The sequence below is a fragment of the Exiguobacterium sp. EF_C8 genome, from assembly GCF_054956715.1.
Genome location: NZ_CM143264.1, coordinates 2,521,404 through 2,538,573 on the forward strand (window position 1 = coordinate 2,521,404; position 17,170 = coordinate 2,538,573).

General features: G+C 46.8%; 18 protein-coding genes and 1 other RNA gene. 1 reads left to right on the top strand and 18 read right to left on the bottom strand.

The window, feature by feature from the left end:
* Nucleotides 1-24: 24 nt before the first annotated feature.
* From ACY2IG_RS13395 to hxlA, 3 genes are all read right to left on the bottom strand, one after another.
* On the bottom strand, nt 25-795 hold the full coding sequence (locus ACY2IG_RS13395; RefSeq protein WP_462618013.1) for a hypothetical protein: 771 nt from the start codon (nt 793-795) through the stop codon (nt 25-27).
* Nucleotides 796-985: 190 nt separating this feature from the next.
* Nucleotides 986-1,534 carry a 6-phospho-3-hexuloisomerase gene (gene hxlB, locus ACY2IG_RS13400; RefSeq protein WP_058713829.1) on the bottom strand — a complete coding sequence of 183 codons (549 nt, stop codon included), beginning with the start codon at nt 1,532-1,534 and terminating at the stop codon, nt 986-988.
* Entirely contained in the window at nt 1,535-2,170 is a 636-nt protein-coding gene (gene hxlA / locus ACY2IG_RS13405; protein WP_214805356.1) for a 3-hexulose-6-phosphate synthase, read from the bottom strand. It lies immediately after the preceding gene.
* Nucleotides 2,171-2,374: 204 nt separating this feature from the next.
* Here hxlA and ACY2IG_RS13410 point away from each other — a divergent pair, with 204 nt between their 5' ends.
* Entirely contained in the window at nt 2,375-2,740 is a 366-nt protein-coding gene (locus ACY2IG_RS13410) for a winged helix-turn-helix transcriptional regulator (protein ID WP_029342458.1), read from the top strand.
* 57 nt (nt 2,741-2,797) lie between these two features.
* Here ACY2IG_RS13410 and ACY2IG_RS13415 read toward each other — a convergent pair whose 3' ends face one another.
* The 15 genes from ACY2IG_RS13415 to ACY2IG_RS13485 form a co-directional block, all read right to left on the bottom strand.
* The gene (locus ACY2IG_RS13415; protein WP_023469196.1) at nt 2,798-3,307 is read right to left on the bottom strand and encodes a GNAT family N-acetyltransferase; all 510 of its coding nucleotides are present in this window, start codon (nt 3,305-3,307) and stop codon (nt 2,798-2,800) included.
* Nucleotides 3,308-3,430: 123 nt separating this feature from the next.
* Complete coding sequence (locus ACY2IG_RS13420; protein ID WP_462618014.1) at nt 3,431-5,683, bottom strand: caspase family protein; 2,253 nt, start codon at nt 5,681-5,683, stop codon at nt 3,431-3,433.
* A gap of 187 nt (nt 5,684-5,870) precedes the next feature.
* Nucleotides 5,871-6,229: a transfer-messenger RNA gene (gene ssrA / locus ACY2IG_RS13425) on the bottom strand.
* A 58-nt stretch (nt 6,230-6,287) separates the two neighbouring features.
* Nucleotides 6,288-6,758 (bottom strand): SsrA-binding protein SmpB, encoded by a 471-nt coding sequence (gene smpB, locus ACY2IG_RS13430; protein WP_029342464.1) that lies wholly within the window; start codon nt 6,756-6,758, stop codon nt 6,288-6,290.
* 32 nt (nt 6,759-6,790) lie between these two features.
* The gene (gene rnr, locus ACY2IG_RS13435; RefSeq protein ID WP_023469199.1) at nt 6,791-9,145 is read right to left on the bottom strand and encodes a ribonuclease R; all 2,355 of its coding nucleotides are present in this window, start codon (nt 9,143-9,145) and stop codon (nt 6,791-6,793) included.
* A 14-nt stretch (nt 9,146-9,159) separates the two neighbouring features.
* Entirely contained in the window at nt 9,160-9,900 is a 741-nt protein-coding gene (locus ACY2IG_RS13440) for an alpha/beta hydrolase (RefSeq protein WP_023469200.1), read from the bottom strand.
* Between the two features lie 101 nt (nt 9,901-10,001).
* Nucleotides 10,002-10,235 (bottom strand): preprotein translocase subunit SecG, encoded by a 234-nt coding sequence (gene secG / locus ACY2IG_RS13445; RefSeq protein WP_023469201.1) that lies wholly within the window; start codon nt 10,233-10,235, stop codon nt 10,002-10,004.
* A 137-nt stretch (nt 10,236-10,372) separates the two neighbouring features.
* A complete protein-coding gene (gene rbsB, locus ACY2IG_RS13450; RefSeq protein WP_035396322.1) occupies nt 10,373-11,290 on the bottom strand; it encodes a ribose ABC transporter substrate-binding protein RbsB in 918 nt (305 codons plus the stop codon).
* 27 nt (nt 11,291-11,317) lie between these two features.
* Complete coding sequence (gene rbsC / locus ACY2IG_RS13455; RefSeq protein ID WP_052019102.1) at nt 11,318-12,286, bottom strand: ribose ABC transporter permease; 969 nt, start codon at nt 12,284-12,286, stop codon at nt 11,318-11,320.
* A gap of 1 nt (nt 12,287) precedes the next feature.
* A complete protein-coding gene (locus tag ACY2IG_RS13460) occupies nt 12,288-13,766 on the bottom strand; it encodes a sugar ABC transporter ATP-binding protein (protein WP_462618015.1) in 1,479 nt (492 codons plus the stop codon).
* A 12-nt stretch (nt 13,767-13,778) separates the two neighbouring features.
* Nucleotides 13,779-14,168, bottom strand: a complete 390-nt coding sequence (gene rbsD / locus ACY2IG_RS13465) for a D-ribose pyranase (RefSeq protein WP_462618016.1) — start codon at nt 14,166-14,168, stop codon at nt 13,779-13,781.
* Nucleotides 14,165-15,043 (bottom strand): ribokinase, encoded by an 879-nt coding sequence (gene rbsK / locus ACY2IG_RS13470; protein WP_462618017.1) that lies wholly within the window; start codon nt 15,041-15,043, stop codon nt 14,165-14,167. Before rbsK ends, rbsD begins: the two co-directional genes overlap by 4 nt.
* The gene (locus ACY2IG_RS13475) at nt 15,040-16,020 is read right to left on the bottom strand and encodes a LacI family DNA-binding transcriptional regulator (RefSeq protein WP_050678689.1); all 981 of its coding nucleotides are present in this window, start codon (nt 16,018-16,020) and stop codon (nt 15,040-15,042) included. The genes rbsK and ACY2IG_RS13475 overlap by 4 nt, the downstream gene beginning before the upstream one ends.
* A 197-nt stretch (nt 16,021-16,217) precedes the next feature.
* The gene (locus ACY2IG_RS13480) at nt 16,218-16,457 is read right to left on the bottom strand and encodes a hypothetical protein (protein WP_308101896.1); all 240 of its coding nucleotides are present in this window, start codon (nt 16,455-16,457) and stop codon (nt 16,218-16,220) included.
* 357 nt (nt 16,458-16,814) lie between these two features.
* Nucleotides 16,815-17,159: a hypothetical protein gene (locus ACY2IG_RS13485; RefSeq protein ID WP_290772979.1), complete on the bottom strand. Its 345-nt coding sequence runs from the start codon at nt 17,157-17,159 to the stop codon at nt 16,815-16,817.
* Between the last annotated feature and the right edge of the window lie 11 nt (nt 17,160-17,170).

The following is a 17,170-nucleotide window of genomic DNA, read 5'->3' on the forward strand; positions in this document are numbered from 1 at the left end:
GCCGCAGCGTCCGGATTTTTTTGTTTAGGAATATGGAAAATCAGCAGCTTCGACAGGAGCAATCGATCGTGCTAATTTTTTTAATTGTGCTAGCGACACGTTACCAGACAGGAGGACGATTTGGTTGTCCTCGACGTAATAGAGGTTCGCTCTCCCTTGTTTCTGCTCGAAATAAGCCGTCTGTCCGTTCGCAAGTGTCGTTTCCTTCCAGTCCTCGCCTTGAACGTCTTGCTTCGGAACAACGGTTAGAAGAATCGTTTGGGACTTCGTGTGGAAGAACCAAACACTATCGTCCCCATTAGGAGTCGAACTACTCATAATCGCTTGGAATGTCGAGAACGGTAAATTCAAGCCGCGAGCAGAACTACTCTTCTTAATATTTTGAACGTCGTCATAAGAGACGCCTCCTAACATCCAGTTCTTCTCTTGCTTGGTATACTCTAGTACAGCAAGACGATCTGCTCCTTTTGGATAATGCAGCGTCACGTAAGCATGATTTCCGACAACGATACTGCTCCAGATATCAACTTCAGTCGGGTGCGCTTTTGTTCCATCTTTAAAGTAAAACGTCACGTGACGACGGAAATCCGCTTCAAACGAATCCTGTTCTGAAAAGTCCTTCGCTTTAATGCGTTGCACGATGGCATCGGGATTATTTACATCTTCAGCAGTATTATCCTCGAACCAGTGTGACCTAAGCTGATTCAAAGGCGGAATTTGGTCCGGTTCTGCACAACCGGTCAAGATACTTGCAGCGAGTAAAGCACTGATTACACCAATCCGTTGAAATCGCATGACAATCTCCTTTTCCTCTTTTTTCCTTTCTTTGAGTATCTCACGTTGCGGGACTAAGTCTTTAAGAAAATTATGAAAAGAAGGAAAGGAGAATTTCTGATTAATACGCATTCATACGCGAAAAATCTACAGACAAAAACAGACTAGCCCCCTTCTATTTGAAGAAAAGAACTAATCTGTTTCGCATGTTTCATTCTAAGTTGGCATGTTTCCCGTACATCGTTTGCGAATCGAGCTGTTTGTCTTCCATGATCTGCAGAATCAAGCCATCATAGAACAACAACATCGTCTGTTCGAACAACGAGCCCATCGGTTGAACCGTCTCGTCCGCTGATGCCGTTTGTTCTTTCGGAACTCCAGGCAATTGGACGACCAAGTCGGCTAATCGTGCTAACGTCGACGTCGGATTGATCGTGACGACGGCAACCGTTCCACCAAGTTGCTGTGCTTTCTCGACGATTGGTACCAACGTTTTCGTCTCACCCGATCCGGAACCGACGATCAACAAGTCACCGTCGCGCAAGTTCGCTGTGACCGTCTCACCGACGACATAAGCGTCGAGTCCCATGTGCATTAGCCGCATGACGAACGCTTTCCCCATCAAGCCGGAACGACCAGCTCCTGCAAGAAAGATTCGGTTCGCTTGAAGCACAGCGTCTGCCAGTTCTTTTGTCTCGGTCGCATCGATTGCTTCGACCGTCGAAGTCAGCTCTTCGATAATCGTTTGAATGTGTGTCATTTACGCCTCTTGTAGCATCCGGTGCATCGTTGACGCTGTTTCTTGTTTATCATCTTGTCCTGTGATCCCACCACCGACGATGATCAGATCAGGACGTGCAGCGATGACTTCCGGTAACGTCTCCATCTTGATGCCACCCGCAACAGCTGTTTTTGCATTTGTCACAACCGACTTGATTGTCGCAAGATCCTCGAACGAGTTTTGACCGACCGCTTGGAGATCGTAACCTGTGTGGACACAGATGTAGTCGACGCCTAACGCATCAAGTTCTTTCGCACGTGTTGCGATATCTTTCACGGCAATCATGTCGACGAGAATCTGTTTACCTGATTTTTTCGCTTCTTCGACTGCCCCTTTGATTGACATGTCTTCCGCTGCACCAAGGATCGTCACGATGTCAGCACCGTGTGCGACAGCTTGGCTGACTTCGTAGCCAGCAGCGTCCATGATTTTCAAGTCAGCGAGGACCGTTAAGTTCGGGAATGCGGCTTTCATTTCTTTGACGGCGCGGAGCCCTTCGTTGATGACGACCGGTGTGCCGATCTCAACGATATCTAAATTGTTTTCCCCGATTTCTTTGACTAAAGCGATTGCACCTGCTGTATCGACTAAATCAATTGCGAGTTGTAATTTCATTTTGTATCTCTCCCATCCTTCTCTGTATTGTTGTACCTGACACTTCCTTCAGACGTTCAAGAAGGAACAGGACTAAATATAATCCGCAGGAGCATTCTTGAGAAGTACGCACTTTTAATTTACATAGTGCGGTTTTTCATACATAGTGCGGAAAAGTATACTGTCGACCGGAAGAAAGACTATACTGGAGCAGGAGGTGGATCGATGCCACATTTTGAAGATCGTCAGTTTAACTGTGAGAAGGAATTGACCCTTTCGATCATCGGGGGGAAATGGAAGATGCTCATTCTTTGGCACTTAGGTAAGGAAGGCACGAAACGCTTCGGGGAACTGAAAAGTCTAATGCCCGGGATCACGCAACGGATGCTCGTCAATCAACTGCGGGAACTTGAAGACCACCACATCATTCACCGGGAAGTCTACCCGGTCGTACCACCGAAGGTCGAATATTCGTTGACGCCACACGGACATAGCTTAATGCCGATTTTAGATGCGATGTATGATTGGGGTAAGGATTATGCGAAAAATGTTCTGGAGATCGACTTCGAACAACAAAAAATATCACCATAAAAAAGATGCTCATGGTCTCGTCTCTATTCAGAGATAAGCCCACGGAGCATCTTTTTTTTAGGATTCTTCCGTCGTATAAATCTTCGACATCGCCAGTTCATCAACGTATTCCCCATCGATGAAGAGTGACGCGATGCGTGTTCCTTCGATGTTAAAGCCAAACTTATGATAGAGCTCGATTGCCCGCAAGTTATCCTTGCGAACCGTCAACTCGAGTCGGATGAGTCCTGCTTCAATCGCAAAGGCATCCACCGCTTCAAGTAGACCTGCACCGAGTCCACGACCCGTGTAGGCGTCAAGCAAGCCGATGACGAGGTTTGCCCGGTGACGAATCCGACTCGGTTCACCACCAACGACGAGCACATAACCGACGAGTTGCTCGTCGACATCCACGACGAAGATGTCCGAGTTCGCAGCCTGACCGAACTTCTCGATGAACGCCTCCGCCTGTTCCGTTGACAGGACGCGTTCTTCCGGCTCATACAACATATATTTCGTTTCCCGATCAATGCGTCGCATCAAGTCCGATAAGGCTTTTCCGTCCATTAGAGTGGCTCGTCGTATCATAGGTGTCAGCTCCGTTTCTTAAAATAATGTATGATTATATAATCTATTTCACTAATAAATTCTCATACATTTTTTTAAAAAGAGTATTAAATTATATTTTAAAAATATATAAAACTTAAGCTCTTACCAAATTGCCAATGCTTTCCATACACCTGAATGTAATTGATATTTGCAATTTTCTGGAGCAAAAAATTTAAGTGTTTTTGTTCTATAAGACCAATGTGCAAAATCTGATTCAAAGACACCTAGCAGTCCAATACTATACAAATTATTTAGTAAGTCTTCTGATTTTAAATCGTTGCAGTATGTACTGCGATTAATAAGAGTCTTCATTTCAATAAATGACTTTTTAGATTTCCCCATTTTAGGAAGAATCGTATTAAATAATTCTTTTATTTGTTCATCTGTATAAAATCCAAACAGTTCGTCTTTAAACTCTCTTACTAAATAACCTGAATACTCTTTGAGTGCAGCCCATAGTATTTTTGCATCTAGCGTTTGGTTATTATCCTCACATAATTTTTGGCAACTATTAAAAAATTGGATTACATCTCTAGGTTTATAAGTTGTAAAATCTAATATCCATCCCCATGCATCTTTTTGGCTATACTTATTCTTATTTTTAAATTCAACTTCAAACGGTAAAATTAATTTTAAAGGATTTTCATCCCTAGAGATTTCATATGCTAAAGAATTGGAAATCCTCCGATTGATAAAATCTGCTAAAGGAAAATTATATTTATTTTGTAAATCACTATTCCAAGTTAGTTGTAGCGTATTTGCGAAATTCAACTTATTGACGTTAGCTCCTGAAACAAATTCATAAACATTATTCCTTAAAAAAATTACCACTTTAATGGGTAAATTATCATCGTTAAATTCATTATTCAATCTAGAAGCAGTCCATAGTAATCCATTTAAAGAGTCCTTATACTTCTCATCATTTTTTATTTTTTCATCTAAACCATCTAATACCAATAAATATTGACTATCTTTTATAAAATTAATTTTAGAAAACAGAACAAAAATCAGTTCAACGATATCTTGTAGTTTATAATGAGAATTTTTCTTTCTATAATTTTTACCAATATATTTTTCAAGTTCTGGATTGATTTCTATTCCTCTTTTAAGGTTACTTTTTATTAATTTTCTAAAGGTAGGATTACCTTCGCCTAAAAGATCTGTGTATAACAATTTTAAACTTTCTAAAGCTTCGTCATTTTCAGCATTTTTTTCTGTTGATAGTTTATCTATAATCAATTTACTTACATGCATGCAAATTATCCATTCCCATCCAATTGAGTACTTTTCATAGGAATCGGCTTGAGTATCTTTTATTCCGTCGAATTTTATATAGTCAAATGATTGAAAATTAACATACTTAGTTTTTACATTCTTCGTAATTTCTGATTCGATTTCTAAAAATTTCCCTATATAAGTCTTTCCAGTTCCCTTTTTACCTAATACGATAAATTTGGTTCTATCTTCAATAATTTTTTCTGCTGTTTTATTTAGATCGTAATAATTATTTTTAAAAGCTTCTATATCTTTTGTATATTCATTATCCGCATCAATTACACCAAAATATATATCATTAATATTCAATGGTTTTTCTTTTGATTTTTTATTAGAAAAGTCAAAAATCAAAAATTCATTTTGTGATTTCCCCCAAGAATAAGCAACTTGTTTATGTGATATATTTGAACAATAATTATCAATTTCATATGTCAAGTAGTTTGAAAGAGATGTACTAGTCAGTTTTTTGTGCTCATTTAGCGCTTTTTCAACTTCTCCACTAAATGCTTTTAATAAAAAATGGGTGAATATCCCATTTTTGATTTTACCATCTTCCATCACTGATGCTACACCGTTGACAGCTGCTGCACTGTAAACATAAGTGTATTCAGATTTTTTTTGTAATTGTTCTAAATCATCTAAAGAAAGCTTACTGGACCTTAGGCTTCTTCCTTCAAAAGAAATAGTGCTTTCACAAGCATCAATAAAAAATATACTTTGGTTACATTTTCTATGTTCAATTTTTCCAAGCATACTCTCAATAGATATAGTGGTATTTTCTAAATCTTCAGTATTATGGTTATAGGTATCAAAACAAGTTATCCTTGGTTTTCCATTAATGTTGATTCCGTGGCCAGCAAAGAAAAAATAAAACTTATCACCTTCTTTAATTTTATCTATTATTTTTTGAAATTGAACATTGATATTTAAAAAAGTAGCATCACTATTAATTAAAATTTTAGTTTCAAAATCCATTGTATTTAATAATATTTCATTAAATTTTTCCGCATCATTATCAGCATATAATGTAGAGGATAATTGATAGTATTCCTCAATTCCTACAATTAGAGCATAGTTCAATTTTTTCCCTCACTTTGGCTTATTTTTAGCGTAATCATATTAATCTTCTAATTCCAAAAAGAGAACGTTTGATTCCTTATTAAACTTATTTAATCGATATAATTGTGAAAAATACAGAAAAAAAGTGCTAAAAACTCAAATTCAAAAAGAGTAATAGCACTTTTTTTTAAATCTTTACGATTTCAGGGTATGGAGACGGTGGGAGTCGAACCCACGTCCGAAGGCATCGTATACTTAAGCTTCTACGTGTGTAGTCAATTTATTGGGATCTCGTCGTCAGGCTGCCAATTGACAGGCGTCCGTCCGACCAGTCTGATTCCATCTCTTCTCTTTCCCTCCAGACGGAAGGGTCCAAGCGTAGCCTGTTTAAAGTGAGACCCTAGAAATCAGCCGACCAGGCGACAGCTGCTAGGATCCGCAGTTGCTATTACGCTGCTGCGAGTTGTGTGTTAGTTTTGCCAGTTATGGCTGGTGCGTTTTAACGAGGCCGACCCCTCGACACGCCACAGAAGACCGAACTACCCCCGTCGAATCCGTAACGTCCCCAAGATAATAAATTGGGGCTTTCCGAATACTAATATTCTAGCAGAAAAGTGTTACGGGTTCAATACTTTTGCTTATCGCGTAATGCCCGGTCGATATCGCGCTTCGCATCCTTCTTCTTGAGATCGTCACGTTTATCGAATTTCTTCTTCCCGCGTCCGAGCCCGATCAAGCATTTCGCGTAACCGTTCTTGATGTAGACCTTCAGCGGTACGATCGTATAGCCGTCCCGTGAGACCGCCCCAATCAAGTTTGCGATCTGTTTCTTGTGCAGCAACAGTTTCCGTGGGCGGAGCTGCTCATGGTTGTAGCGGTTTCCCTGTTCGAAGTGGGCGATGTTCGAGTTCCAGAGAATTGCTTCTCCCCCGTCGAATCGGACGAACGCGTCCCCGATGCTGATCTTTCCCTTACGAACCGATTTGATTTCCGTTCCCGTCAAGACGAGACCGGCTTCAATCGTATCCTCGATCGCATAATCGAACGAGGCCCGTTTGTTATTCGCTAAGACTTTCGAATCTGTTCCCTTTGGCATGTTCGTTCACCACATTTCTGATGCGGAAGCGCTTATTTGCGCTTCCGTTTCTTATTCGAGACCGCCTTATGGAATGGCGGTTTATCTTTCTTATTCTTTAACGAGAATCCTTTTCCCTTGCTTTGGTCGCTCTTACCTGACCGTTTCTTGCCGCGACGATCGTCTTTCTTCTTGTCGTCACGTTTTTGTCCCGGACGTCCGCCACTTGAACGGATCGTTTTCGACTCGAACCGTTTCTTCGGTTGCCGTTCTGGCATCCCGACGACGCTGAAGTCAATCGTCCGTTCATCGATGTTGACGTTCGTGACTTTGATCTCGACGACATCGCCGATTCGGAACTGTTGTTTCGTCCGCTCACCGATCAGCTGATAGTTCGCTTCATCGTAGCGGTAAAAGTCATCCGTCATCGCTTGAATGTGGACGAGTCCTTCGATCGTGTTCGGCAATTCGACGAACATCCCGAAGTTCGTGACACCACTGACGACGCCTTCAAATGTCTCACCGATATGTTGCTCCATATACTCGGCTTTCTTCAACGCGTTCGTTTCCCGTTCCGCATCAACAGCGCGACGCTCGCGTTTCGACGAATGATCAGCGATTTCCGGTAGGATCTCTGAGTAACGGTCTTGCGTCTTTTGTGATTTGTCGTTGTAGATGACATATTCACGCAACAGACGGTGGACCATTAAGTCTGGGTAACGACGAATCGGTGACGTGAAGTGCGTGTAGTAGTCCGTCGACAGACCGAAGTGACCAATCGGTTCGATATCATATTTCGCTTGTTGGAGCGAACGGAGCATGACCGTACTGACGACGGCTTCTTCCGGCTCACCTTCGACGGCGTTGAGGATCGATTGCAACGTCTTCGGTGCAACTGACTCACCCTTGCGTTCGACGTTGATGCCGAAGTTACCGATGAACTTGAAGAACGTATCGAGACGTTCTGCTTTTGGCTCATCGTGAATCCGGTACATGAACGGCAGTTTTTGACGCTGAATGTGCTCGGCGACCGTTTCGTTTGCTGCGAGCATGAACTCTTCGATCAGCTTCTCGGCGACTGACCGTTCCCGGAGGATGATCTCGCTCGTCTTGCCTTCTTCGTTGACGAGGACCTTTGCTTCTGGGAAGTCAAAGTTGATCGCACCACGACGTGAGCGGCGTTCGCGGAGAATTGCTGCGAGTTCCGCCATCTTGTCGAAGTACTCGACGAGATCTTGGTACTTCGCGATCACTTCTTCGTCTTCGCGCTCAATGATTTTCCGGACGTCCGTGTACGTCATCCGTTCTGTCGTCTTGATGACACTCTGGAAGATCTCGTGGTTGACGACAGCACCGTTCGCATCGATTTCCATGATACAGCTGAGCGTCAGACGATCAACGTGCGGATTGAGCGAGCAGATCCCGTTCGATAGACGGTGCGGGATCATCGGGATGACACGGTCGACAAGATAAACACTCGTTCCGCGCTCACGCGCTTCTTCATCGAGTGCTGAATCTTCTTTGACGTAATGCGAAACGTCAGCGATGTGGACACCAAGCTCGAAGTTGCCGTTCGCTAATTTTTTAACGTGAACCGCATCATCAAGGTCTTTAGCATCTGCCCCGTCAATCGTGACCGTCAATTCATTTCGTAGATCGACACGTCCAACTAAATCCTTCTCATCGATTTGATCCGGTACAGCATTCGCCTCAGCAATCGCTTCCGGTGAGAAGTCGACGTTGATCCCATGCTTATGGACGATCGACAAGATGTCGACGCCTGGGTCATTCTTGTGACCGATGATTTTCAAGACTTTCGCCGTTCCGGCGTAGCGACCATCGGGATACTTCGTGATCCGGGCGAGGACTTTATGTCCATCGACGGCACCGAGCGTATCGTCGTTTGCGACGACCGGTAAGAACGTCAGCTTCGTATCATCCGGTTCGATATAAGCGATCGATTCGATTCGTCCTTTTGGACTGACGAACGTCCCGACGAAATCGGCTGGTCCGCGTGAGAGAATCTTGAGCAGTTTCCCTTCACGACGGTCGCCGCCGTTTGACTCGGCAAACACTTTGACGAGGACACGGTCGCCGTTATAGACGTTCTTCAGTTCCGGTGCCGGTAAGAAGATGTCGCCTTCAGAACCATCTTCCGGTGAAACGAAACCGAACCCACGTTGGTGGACGGAAATCTTCCCTGCGACTTGACCGATTTGCGCGAGCGTTCCGTACTTGTTCGAGCGTGTCCGGGCGATCAACGCTTCGTCTTCCATCGCGTTTAGCGTCCGGATCAATTCCTTGAATGCTTCCGTATCCGCTAGTTCTAGTTTTTTCGTTAATTGATCAATCGACAACGGACGTTCTTCCGTCGTGATGACCGTTAGTATTCGTTCACGTAATTCCAACGTGACACCTCCAGTTACTTGCTCCAGTTCAATGACTCCAAGAAGTCCAAGATGTCAGAGTGGAGCTGGTCTTTTTCTTTGTCGAGCGTAATGACGTGACCTGAGTTCTCATACCAGATCAGCTCTTTTTGGAAGGCACTGACTCCATCATGGATGATGTTCGCAGAGTCGGTGTTAATCATGTGATCATTGCGCGCTTGGACGACGAGCGTTGGTGCGTAGACGTCTTCAAGCGAATCACGTGTCTCGCGCAGCAGTTCCTGTAAGTCCTTCAAGGTCGGCATCGGTTCGAAGGACGCCATCTCGTGGTCGATCTCTTCTTGCGATTTGCCTTCTCGCTTCTTGAATTCTCGTGCGTACTCGGTGACTCCTGCATACATGACTTCTTCACTTTTGATGTAGGCGGGTGCACACATCGGGATGACCGCTTTGACCGGACGGTTCATCGATAACTTCAGCGACATGACGCCACCGAGCGACAGTCCGCAAACGGCGATTTCGTCATAACCTTTATCGACGAGTTCCTGATATCCGGCAAGGACATCCTGCCACCAGTCGGCTGGCCCGGTCTTCGTCAGCTCTTCGGGTGGGGCAGCGTGCCCTTTATATTGTGGTGCGAGGGACGTATAGCCCTGCTTTTGGAGATAGCGACCGAGGATGCGGACATCCGCGCTCGATCCAGTGAATCCGTGTAATAGTAAAACGGCGCGTGGGCCGGCTTCGAAAAAGAATGGTTTCGGTAAAGTGATTTTCATAAAATGATTCCCCCTCTAACTCTATACCCCATATCCGGAAAAATTGAATATCGAGAAATACAAAAAACGACAGCGCGATCATACGGCTGTCGTTTCAATGCTCACTTATAAAAAGCGACGAGTAACGCCAAGATGAAGAGTAATGCTCCTAAGATAGACGCCACACGATTTAGGACCGCATCCAAGCCACGAGCTTTTTGGCGACCAAATAATTGTTCTGCTCCACCCGTCAATGCTCCGAGTCCGGTCGTACGACCCGACATCAATAGAACGACGATGATGAGAAGAACGGAAACGACGATGAGGCCGACAAGAGCCACGTTATGAATGATCATCGATGATCCTCCTTCAGTAATATACGCTTCTTTCATTATAGAGAAAAACAAGTACGGGAACAAGGAATAGATTTAGGAACTTTTTCCTGCCTGACGAAAAGAGACACCTGAATCGTCGACTCAGGTGTCTCGTCTCCTTATTGTTTGATCAATTCGAGATCGACTGGGATGTTCTTCTCGACTGTTTCACCTTTTAAGTGCTTGATGGCTGTCTCGACACCCATCTTCCCGATCTCAGTCGGTTTTTGAGCGATCGTTCCTGCCATTTTTCCGTCTTTGACGGCTTTGACGGCATCATCCGTTGCATCGAAGCCGATGACTTTAACATCGTTCAGACCCGCTGCTTTTAACGCTTCGACCGCACCGAGTGCCATTTCATCATTGTGAGCGAAGACGGCTTTGATGTCTTTGTTGTTCTGAAGGATGTTCTCCATGACCGACAAGCCTTTTGCCCGGTCGAAGTTTGCTGCTTGTTTTGCGACGACGTCGAGTTTACCATCGACTGCTTCATGGAACCCTTTACCACGGTCGCGTGTTGCGGATGCTCCTGGAATCCCTTCGAGTTCAACGACTTTTGCTTTATCGCCGACGAGTTCGATCATGTACTCACCTGCTTGTTTCCCACCCGCGACGTTATCCGACGCGATGTGTGCGACAACGTCACCTGCTTCTGCGTTCCGGTCAACTGTGATGACGGGGATGTTCGCATCGTTCGCTGTTTGGACGGCTGCACCGACTGCTGCTGAATCCGTTGGGTTGATCAAGATGAGATCGACTTTCTTTTGAACCATGTCTTCGATATCGCTTGCTTGTTTTGCTGCATCATCTTGTGCATCCGCGACTTGAAGTGTTGCGCCCTGTGCTTTTGCTTCTTGTTCTGCCCCTTCTTTTAACGAGACGAAGAATGGGTTGTTGAGGGTTGAAATCGAAAGACCAATCTTGAAGTCCTTCGTCTTTTTCTTCGTATCACCGTTGCTGCTGCCCGGCTGTTCCGTCGAACAGGCGGCTGCGAAGACCATTAATGCCATCATGACGACTGCAAGTAGTTTTTTCATCTGTAGATCCTCCTTTTTGAGTGTGGGTTATGCTGCTTGTTTCCGGTCCGCGAGTACCGCGAACAAAATGACTAAACCTTTGACGACGAGTTGGAAGAACGAGGAGACACCAAGCAAGTTGAGACCATTGTTCAGTGTTCCGATGATCAAGGCACCAATCAAGGTACCGACAATCCAGCCACGACCACCTGAGAGGCTCGTCCCACCAAGGACGACCGCTGCGATGGCGTCGAGTTCGTACGATGTCCCCGCCGTCGGCTGCGCCGAGTTCAGACGAGACGTCAGGATGATTCCGGCAAGTGCTGCCATCAAGCCTGAGAGTGAGTAAATCATGATTTTGACTTTATTGACTTGAATCCCCATCAACTTCGCTGCTTCTTCGTTGCCACCAATCGCATACGTATAGCGACCGAACGTCGTCTTCTTCAAGATGAAGTAGAGAACCGCGAAGGCAAGCAACATCGTTAGGACCGGTACTGGGAAGATCCAGAAGTAGCCGCGTCCGAACAGTTCGAACCAGCCACCCTGGCTAAGTCCAGTGATCGGCTTCCCGTCCGTATAGACGAGCGTCAAGCCTCGGAAAATCGTCATCGTCGCAAGTGTTGCGATGAATGGTGCGACTTTCCCGAGCGAGATGACCATCCCGTTCAACGCACCCATGACGGCTCCGACGATCAGACCAGCTAGAACAGCAATCAACGCTGACGTTCCGTCCGTCATCAGACCCGCGACGAAGGCGGACGAGAGGGCGAGAATCGAGCCAACTGATAGATCAATCCCACCTGTCAGAATGACGAACGTCATCCCGAAGGCAATCAAGGCATTAATCGAGACTTGCCGTAAGATGTTAAATAAATTATTCAGTGTTAAAAAGTCCGGTTCCATGATCGAGACGACGAGGACGATCGCGAACAATCCTGCGAGTGGTCCAAGCTTTTGTCCGATCCCAAGACGTCTCGGTTTTGCTTCCGTTACCTTGCCTTGCATCAATTCCATATCATTGTCCTCCTGTCGCAAGTGTCATGATGCTTTCTTGCGTCGCTTCCTGTCGTGTCAACATGCCGCTCATCTTGCCTTCACGCATGACGTAGACCCGGTCACTCATCCCGAGAATCTCCGGGAGGTCCGAGCTGACCATGATGATCGCGACACCCGCCGCAGCGAGTTCGTTCATGATGAGGTAAATCTCTTTCTTCGCCCCGACGTCGACACCACGTGTCGGTTCGTCGAGGATCAAGACTTTCGGTTGTGTCCCGAGCCACTTCGCGAGGACGACCTTCTGTTGGTTCCCACCGGACAGTGACTTCGCCGGCTGGTCCATCGAGCTGTGCCGGACCGAGAGCGACTTCAAGTATCCTTCTGCGAAATCGCGTTCTGCCTGATCCTTGATGACACCAGAGCTGGATAACGAACGGATCGTCGGCAGCGAGATGTTCTCACGCAGTGAAAAGTCGAGGAACAATCCTTCGCCTTTGCGGTCCTCGGTCAAAAAGCCGATGCCCTGGCGAATCGCATCATATGGTGTCTTGATTTTCAGCGATTGTCCGTTCAATTCGATCGTTCCTTCTTTCAGACGATCGACACCGAACAGTCCACGCATGACTTCCGTCCGCCCGGCACCCATCAAACCCGAGAAGCCGATGATTTCGCCTGCTTTGACGGAGAACGAGACATCGTCGAATCGTTTCCCGCTCGCCTGTTTGACCTCAAGGACGGTCGCGCCGATCGACACATTACGATCCGGATACCGTTCGCCCATCTCACGACCGACCATCTCCCGGACGATCTGTTCGAACGATGTCTCAGGAATTGCGTGCGTCGAGACGGAGATCCCGTCCCGTAAGACCGTGATCCGGTCGCAGAGCTCGAAGATTTCCTCCATCCGGTGCGAGATATAGACGATCGAGACACCTTGGTTGCGTAGTGCCGTCGCGACGCTGAACAGGGCACGAATTTCCCGCTCTGTCAGTGCGGCTGTCGGTTCATCCATGATGATGACCTTCGCGTCCGTCATCAGAGCTTTTGCGATTTCGATCATCTGTTGCTGACCGACCGATAACGTCCGGGCGAGTTGATCGACGTCCATGAAGACGTTCAATTCGGCGAGTTCTCGTTCTGCCTGCCGCTTCATCTCCCCTTGCTTGAGAATCCCGAAGCGTGACTTTAACTCCCGTCCGAGGAACAAGTTCTCCGTCACCGTCAAATCCGGGAGGATGTTCAGCTCCTGGTGGATGAAGGCGATCCCCGCTTCTTCGGCAAGCTTCGGATTCTTATACTCGACGTCCTGTCCATCGACGCGGATTGTACCTGCGTCCGCTTTATGGACACCGGTCAAAATCTTCATCAGCGTCGATTTCCCGGCACCGTTCTCTCCCATCAAGGCATGGATCTCACCCGCAGCGAGTTCGAAGTCGACACCTTTGAGGACAGGGACGGGACCGAATGCTTTTTTGATACCTGTCATCTCGATACGCATCGCATGACCCCCTTAAAAGATTACGCCGGAATGGAAGATGACATTAGCGTACGGTGTCGCTTCTCCGGTCCGGATGATGACCTTCGCCTGCTGTGTCTGTTTCTTGAACTCCTCATGCGAGACAAATGTCGTCTCGATCTGCATGGCTTCGAGTTGCTCGAGGACGTCCGGATTCGCTTCCTTGATCTCTGTTGCCAGTGTCAGCTGTTCAATCGCTATGTCACTGGCGACGACACGGACGACGTCGAGGAATGATGGTGTGCCGAGCTCCAGTGCTAAATCAATTCGTGCGACCCCATCTGGAATCGGTAAGCCGCAATCGGCGATGACGATCGTATCGGTATGACCGAGATCGGTCAGAACTTTGCTAATATGACTGTTTAAGATACCGTGTTTCTTCATGCGTCTCCCTCCATCTGTTCCCGTGTCGGCATGCCGCCTTGAGCGCCAAGCGCGCGAATGGATAAGCCGGCTGCCCGGTTCGCGAAACGAATCGCCTCGACGAGCGGTTGTCCTTCCGTTAACGCGACGGCTAAGGCGCCATTGAACGTATCCCCTGCTCCTGTCGTATCGACGACCGTCGTCTCGATTGCTGGAATCGTCACGATCGACTCTCCGTCGTAGAAGCGTGCCCCGCGACTGCCTTCGGTTACGATCAGTTTATTCGGGTATTCCATCAGCCAATGTTCGATCGGCTGGTCTTGTCCGAAGATCAAGCCACATTCATGTTCGTTTGGCGTTAAGTACGTCACGTGTTCAATCAATTCCGGACTGAGTGACATCGCGGGTGCTGGATTCAATACGACTGGAATGCCGGCTGCATGTGCTTCGCGAGCCACGGTCTCGACCGTTTCGATTGGAATCTCGAGCTGGAGTAAGATGATTTTACTGTCTGCGAGAATCGGTGCGAGTGCGTTATCTGCAAACTTCACATGTTGATTGGCAGACTGAACGACGACGATCGAGTTGTCGCCTTCAGCAAGCGTGATATGTGCAGTTCCCGTACGTTCGCCTTCAATCGTTTGCAAGTGCGTCGTCTGCACCCCTTGCGTCTTGAAGTTTTCGCGGATGGCTTCACCGTTCGCATCACTGCCGACGCAACCGATCATTTCGACGATACTGCCGAGACGCGCGACTGCCACCGCTTGGTTTGCACCTTTTCCACCCGGTACGGTATGAAAGGCATCCCCGATGACCGTTTCTCCTGCGCCTGGGCGGCGTTTACTTTCAACGACGAGATCCATCGAGATACTGCCGATGACACTGATTTGTTTCATGCTTCCTCATCCTTCCGTTTCGTCGTTTCCCGTTCGATGATCTCAACCGTCAACTCATGATGAACGGCGGCAATCGGTGTGCCTTCAATCCGTTGAATCAGGAGTTTCGCGGCTAGTTCTCCCATTTGATAGATTGGCTGCGCAATCGTCGTCAACGGTGGTGAAATCATTTGACCGAGTTCGATTCCGTCATAGCCGATGACTTGTAGTTCGTCCGGAATCGTGATCCCGCGCTCTGCAGCGACTTGTACCGTTGCTGCAGCGATGACATCGCTCGCGGCAAAAATGCCGTTGCAGTGATAGTGATCAAAGAGATAGTTCGCAGCATCGAGCGCTCCTTGAAAGTGGAACGGTGACTCGATGCTTGCGACGAGATGGGTTCCGGCGACTTCCTCAAAGCCGTCCCGGCGTTTCTTGATCGTCGGGAGTTTCGAGGGACCGCTGATGACTGCTAGCTCCGTCGCACCAGAAGCAAGTAAGAACGAAGCTGCCTTTTTCCCGCCTTCGTATCCGTTTGACGTCACCGTCGGAATCGCTCCTTGTAACACGCGGTCTAACGCTACGACCGGCACTTCGAGTTCTTCATAGTTCGGATTGTTCGAGTAGTTCGTCGTGATGATCAATCCGTCGACATGCATCGCCTCGAGTGACTTGATATATTCGCGTTCTTTCTGAAACTGTTCGTCTGTGTTACACAAAATGACCTGAAAACCATGTTGATGTGCCATATCTTCCACAGCTCGTGCGAGTTGTGGGAAGAACGGGTTCGTGATGTCTGGAACGATCAATCCGATCAGTCCGGACCGTTTTTGGAACAACGATCGCGCGACTCGGTTCGGTCGATAGTCCAATTGTTTGATTGCCTGAAGCACCGCCTTACGCGATTTCTCACTGACATAACCCTTTTCGTTCATGACGCGTGAGACCGTCGCGACGGAGACATGGGCCGCTTTCGCTACTTCCCGGATGGTCGACATGTTTCGCCACCTCTTTCTTTTGATAACGCTTACAAGAATCATCATATTGTGTAACCGGTTACACATCAATCTTTTTTATCTAAAATATATTTTATTTTTTTCGAGCTCTTGAATTGAAACATAAAAAAGAAGCCTGACACGGCGTCAGACTTACGGTAATTCCGTATAATCATGCATTTGAACGTTCTGAATCATCCTTAAATAAAGACGATCAGCGAGAGACCAATCAGAATATTAATGAATCCTAATCCATCCGTCGCTTTCGTGTACAACGACGGTTTATCTTTTTTGACGCTATCGTTTAGAAACATTAATGTGATAGCGATTACTGTTGTTACGCCTAGTGGCGCATTGAGAAAACTATCCGAATATGTAAAAAAGTTATTCATAATGTAGACACTGTTTAAAACGGACAATCCGAACAATATTTTATACATGAAAGTCACTCCTATAATCAACGGGATCTTACGAAATTAACTAAGATCTAATTTCGCTCTCCCTCTATTATAGAATATTCTTCCAGTTACTCTTCCTTACACTATTGAAAGAAAGTATTTGGATGCATACGCAAATACACCGCAATACAGCGTCACGCCATCTTACGGTGTATTTCTTGTCCTCTCAGTAGCACGTTAGATTGTTGATTTTCGGAAAAGACGGAGACTCCTGCGGGAAGAGCGGAATAGGCAAGACCCCGCAGGAGCACACGCGACGAGGAGGCTTGCCTTCCGCCCGCGGAAAGCGACGTCTTGGACGGAAATCAATGAACAATCGGAGTCTAGCTGACAAGTCTTTCATCTTTTTGCTTTCCCGGCTCTTTTTCGCTCCACGAACAAACGCCGAATCAAAGCAACAACGAACGCAACGATTGCCAGCGGCTCAAACAAATAAATCAATAGGAACGTGACATCGATGACGGCATCCTCCGGATTATAACGGATGATATAGAGCGCACCGGGTAAGATGGCAATCAGTCCACCAATTCCGAGTGCCGTTCCAAAAATCAGACTCTGACGCGAAAACCGGCTCGTGATTTGATACAAACCGATGAATAGTATGAGTTCCGTAAAATAGATGAGGCGCAACGGGATGTCACCAATCGACGTATCAAGCCCTAAAACCAAAAACCGAAATAGCATGTCGATTCCCC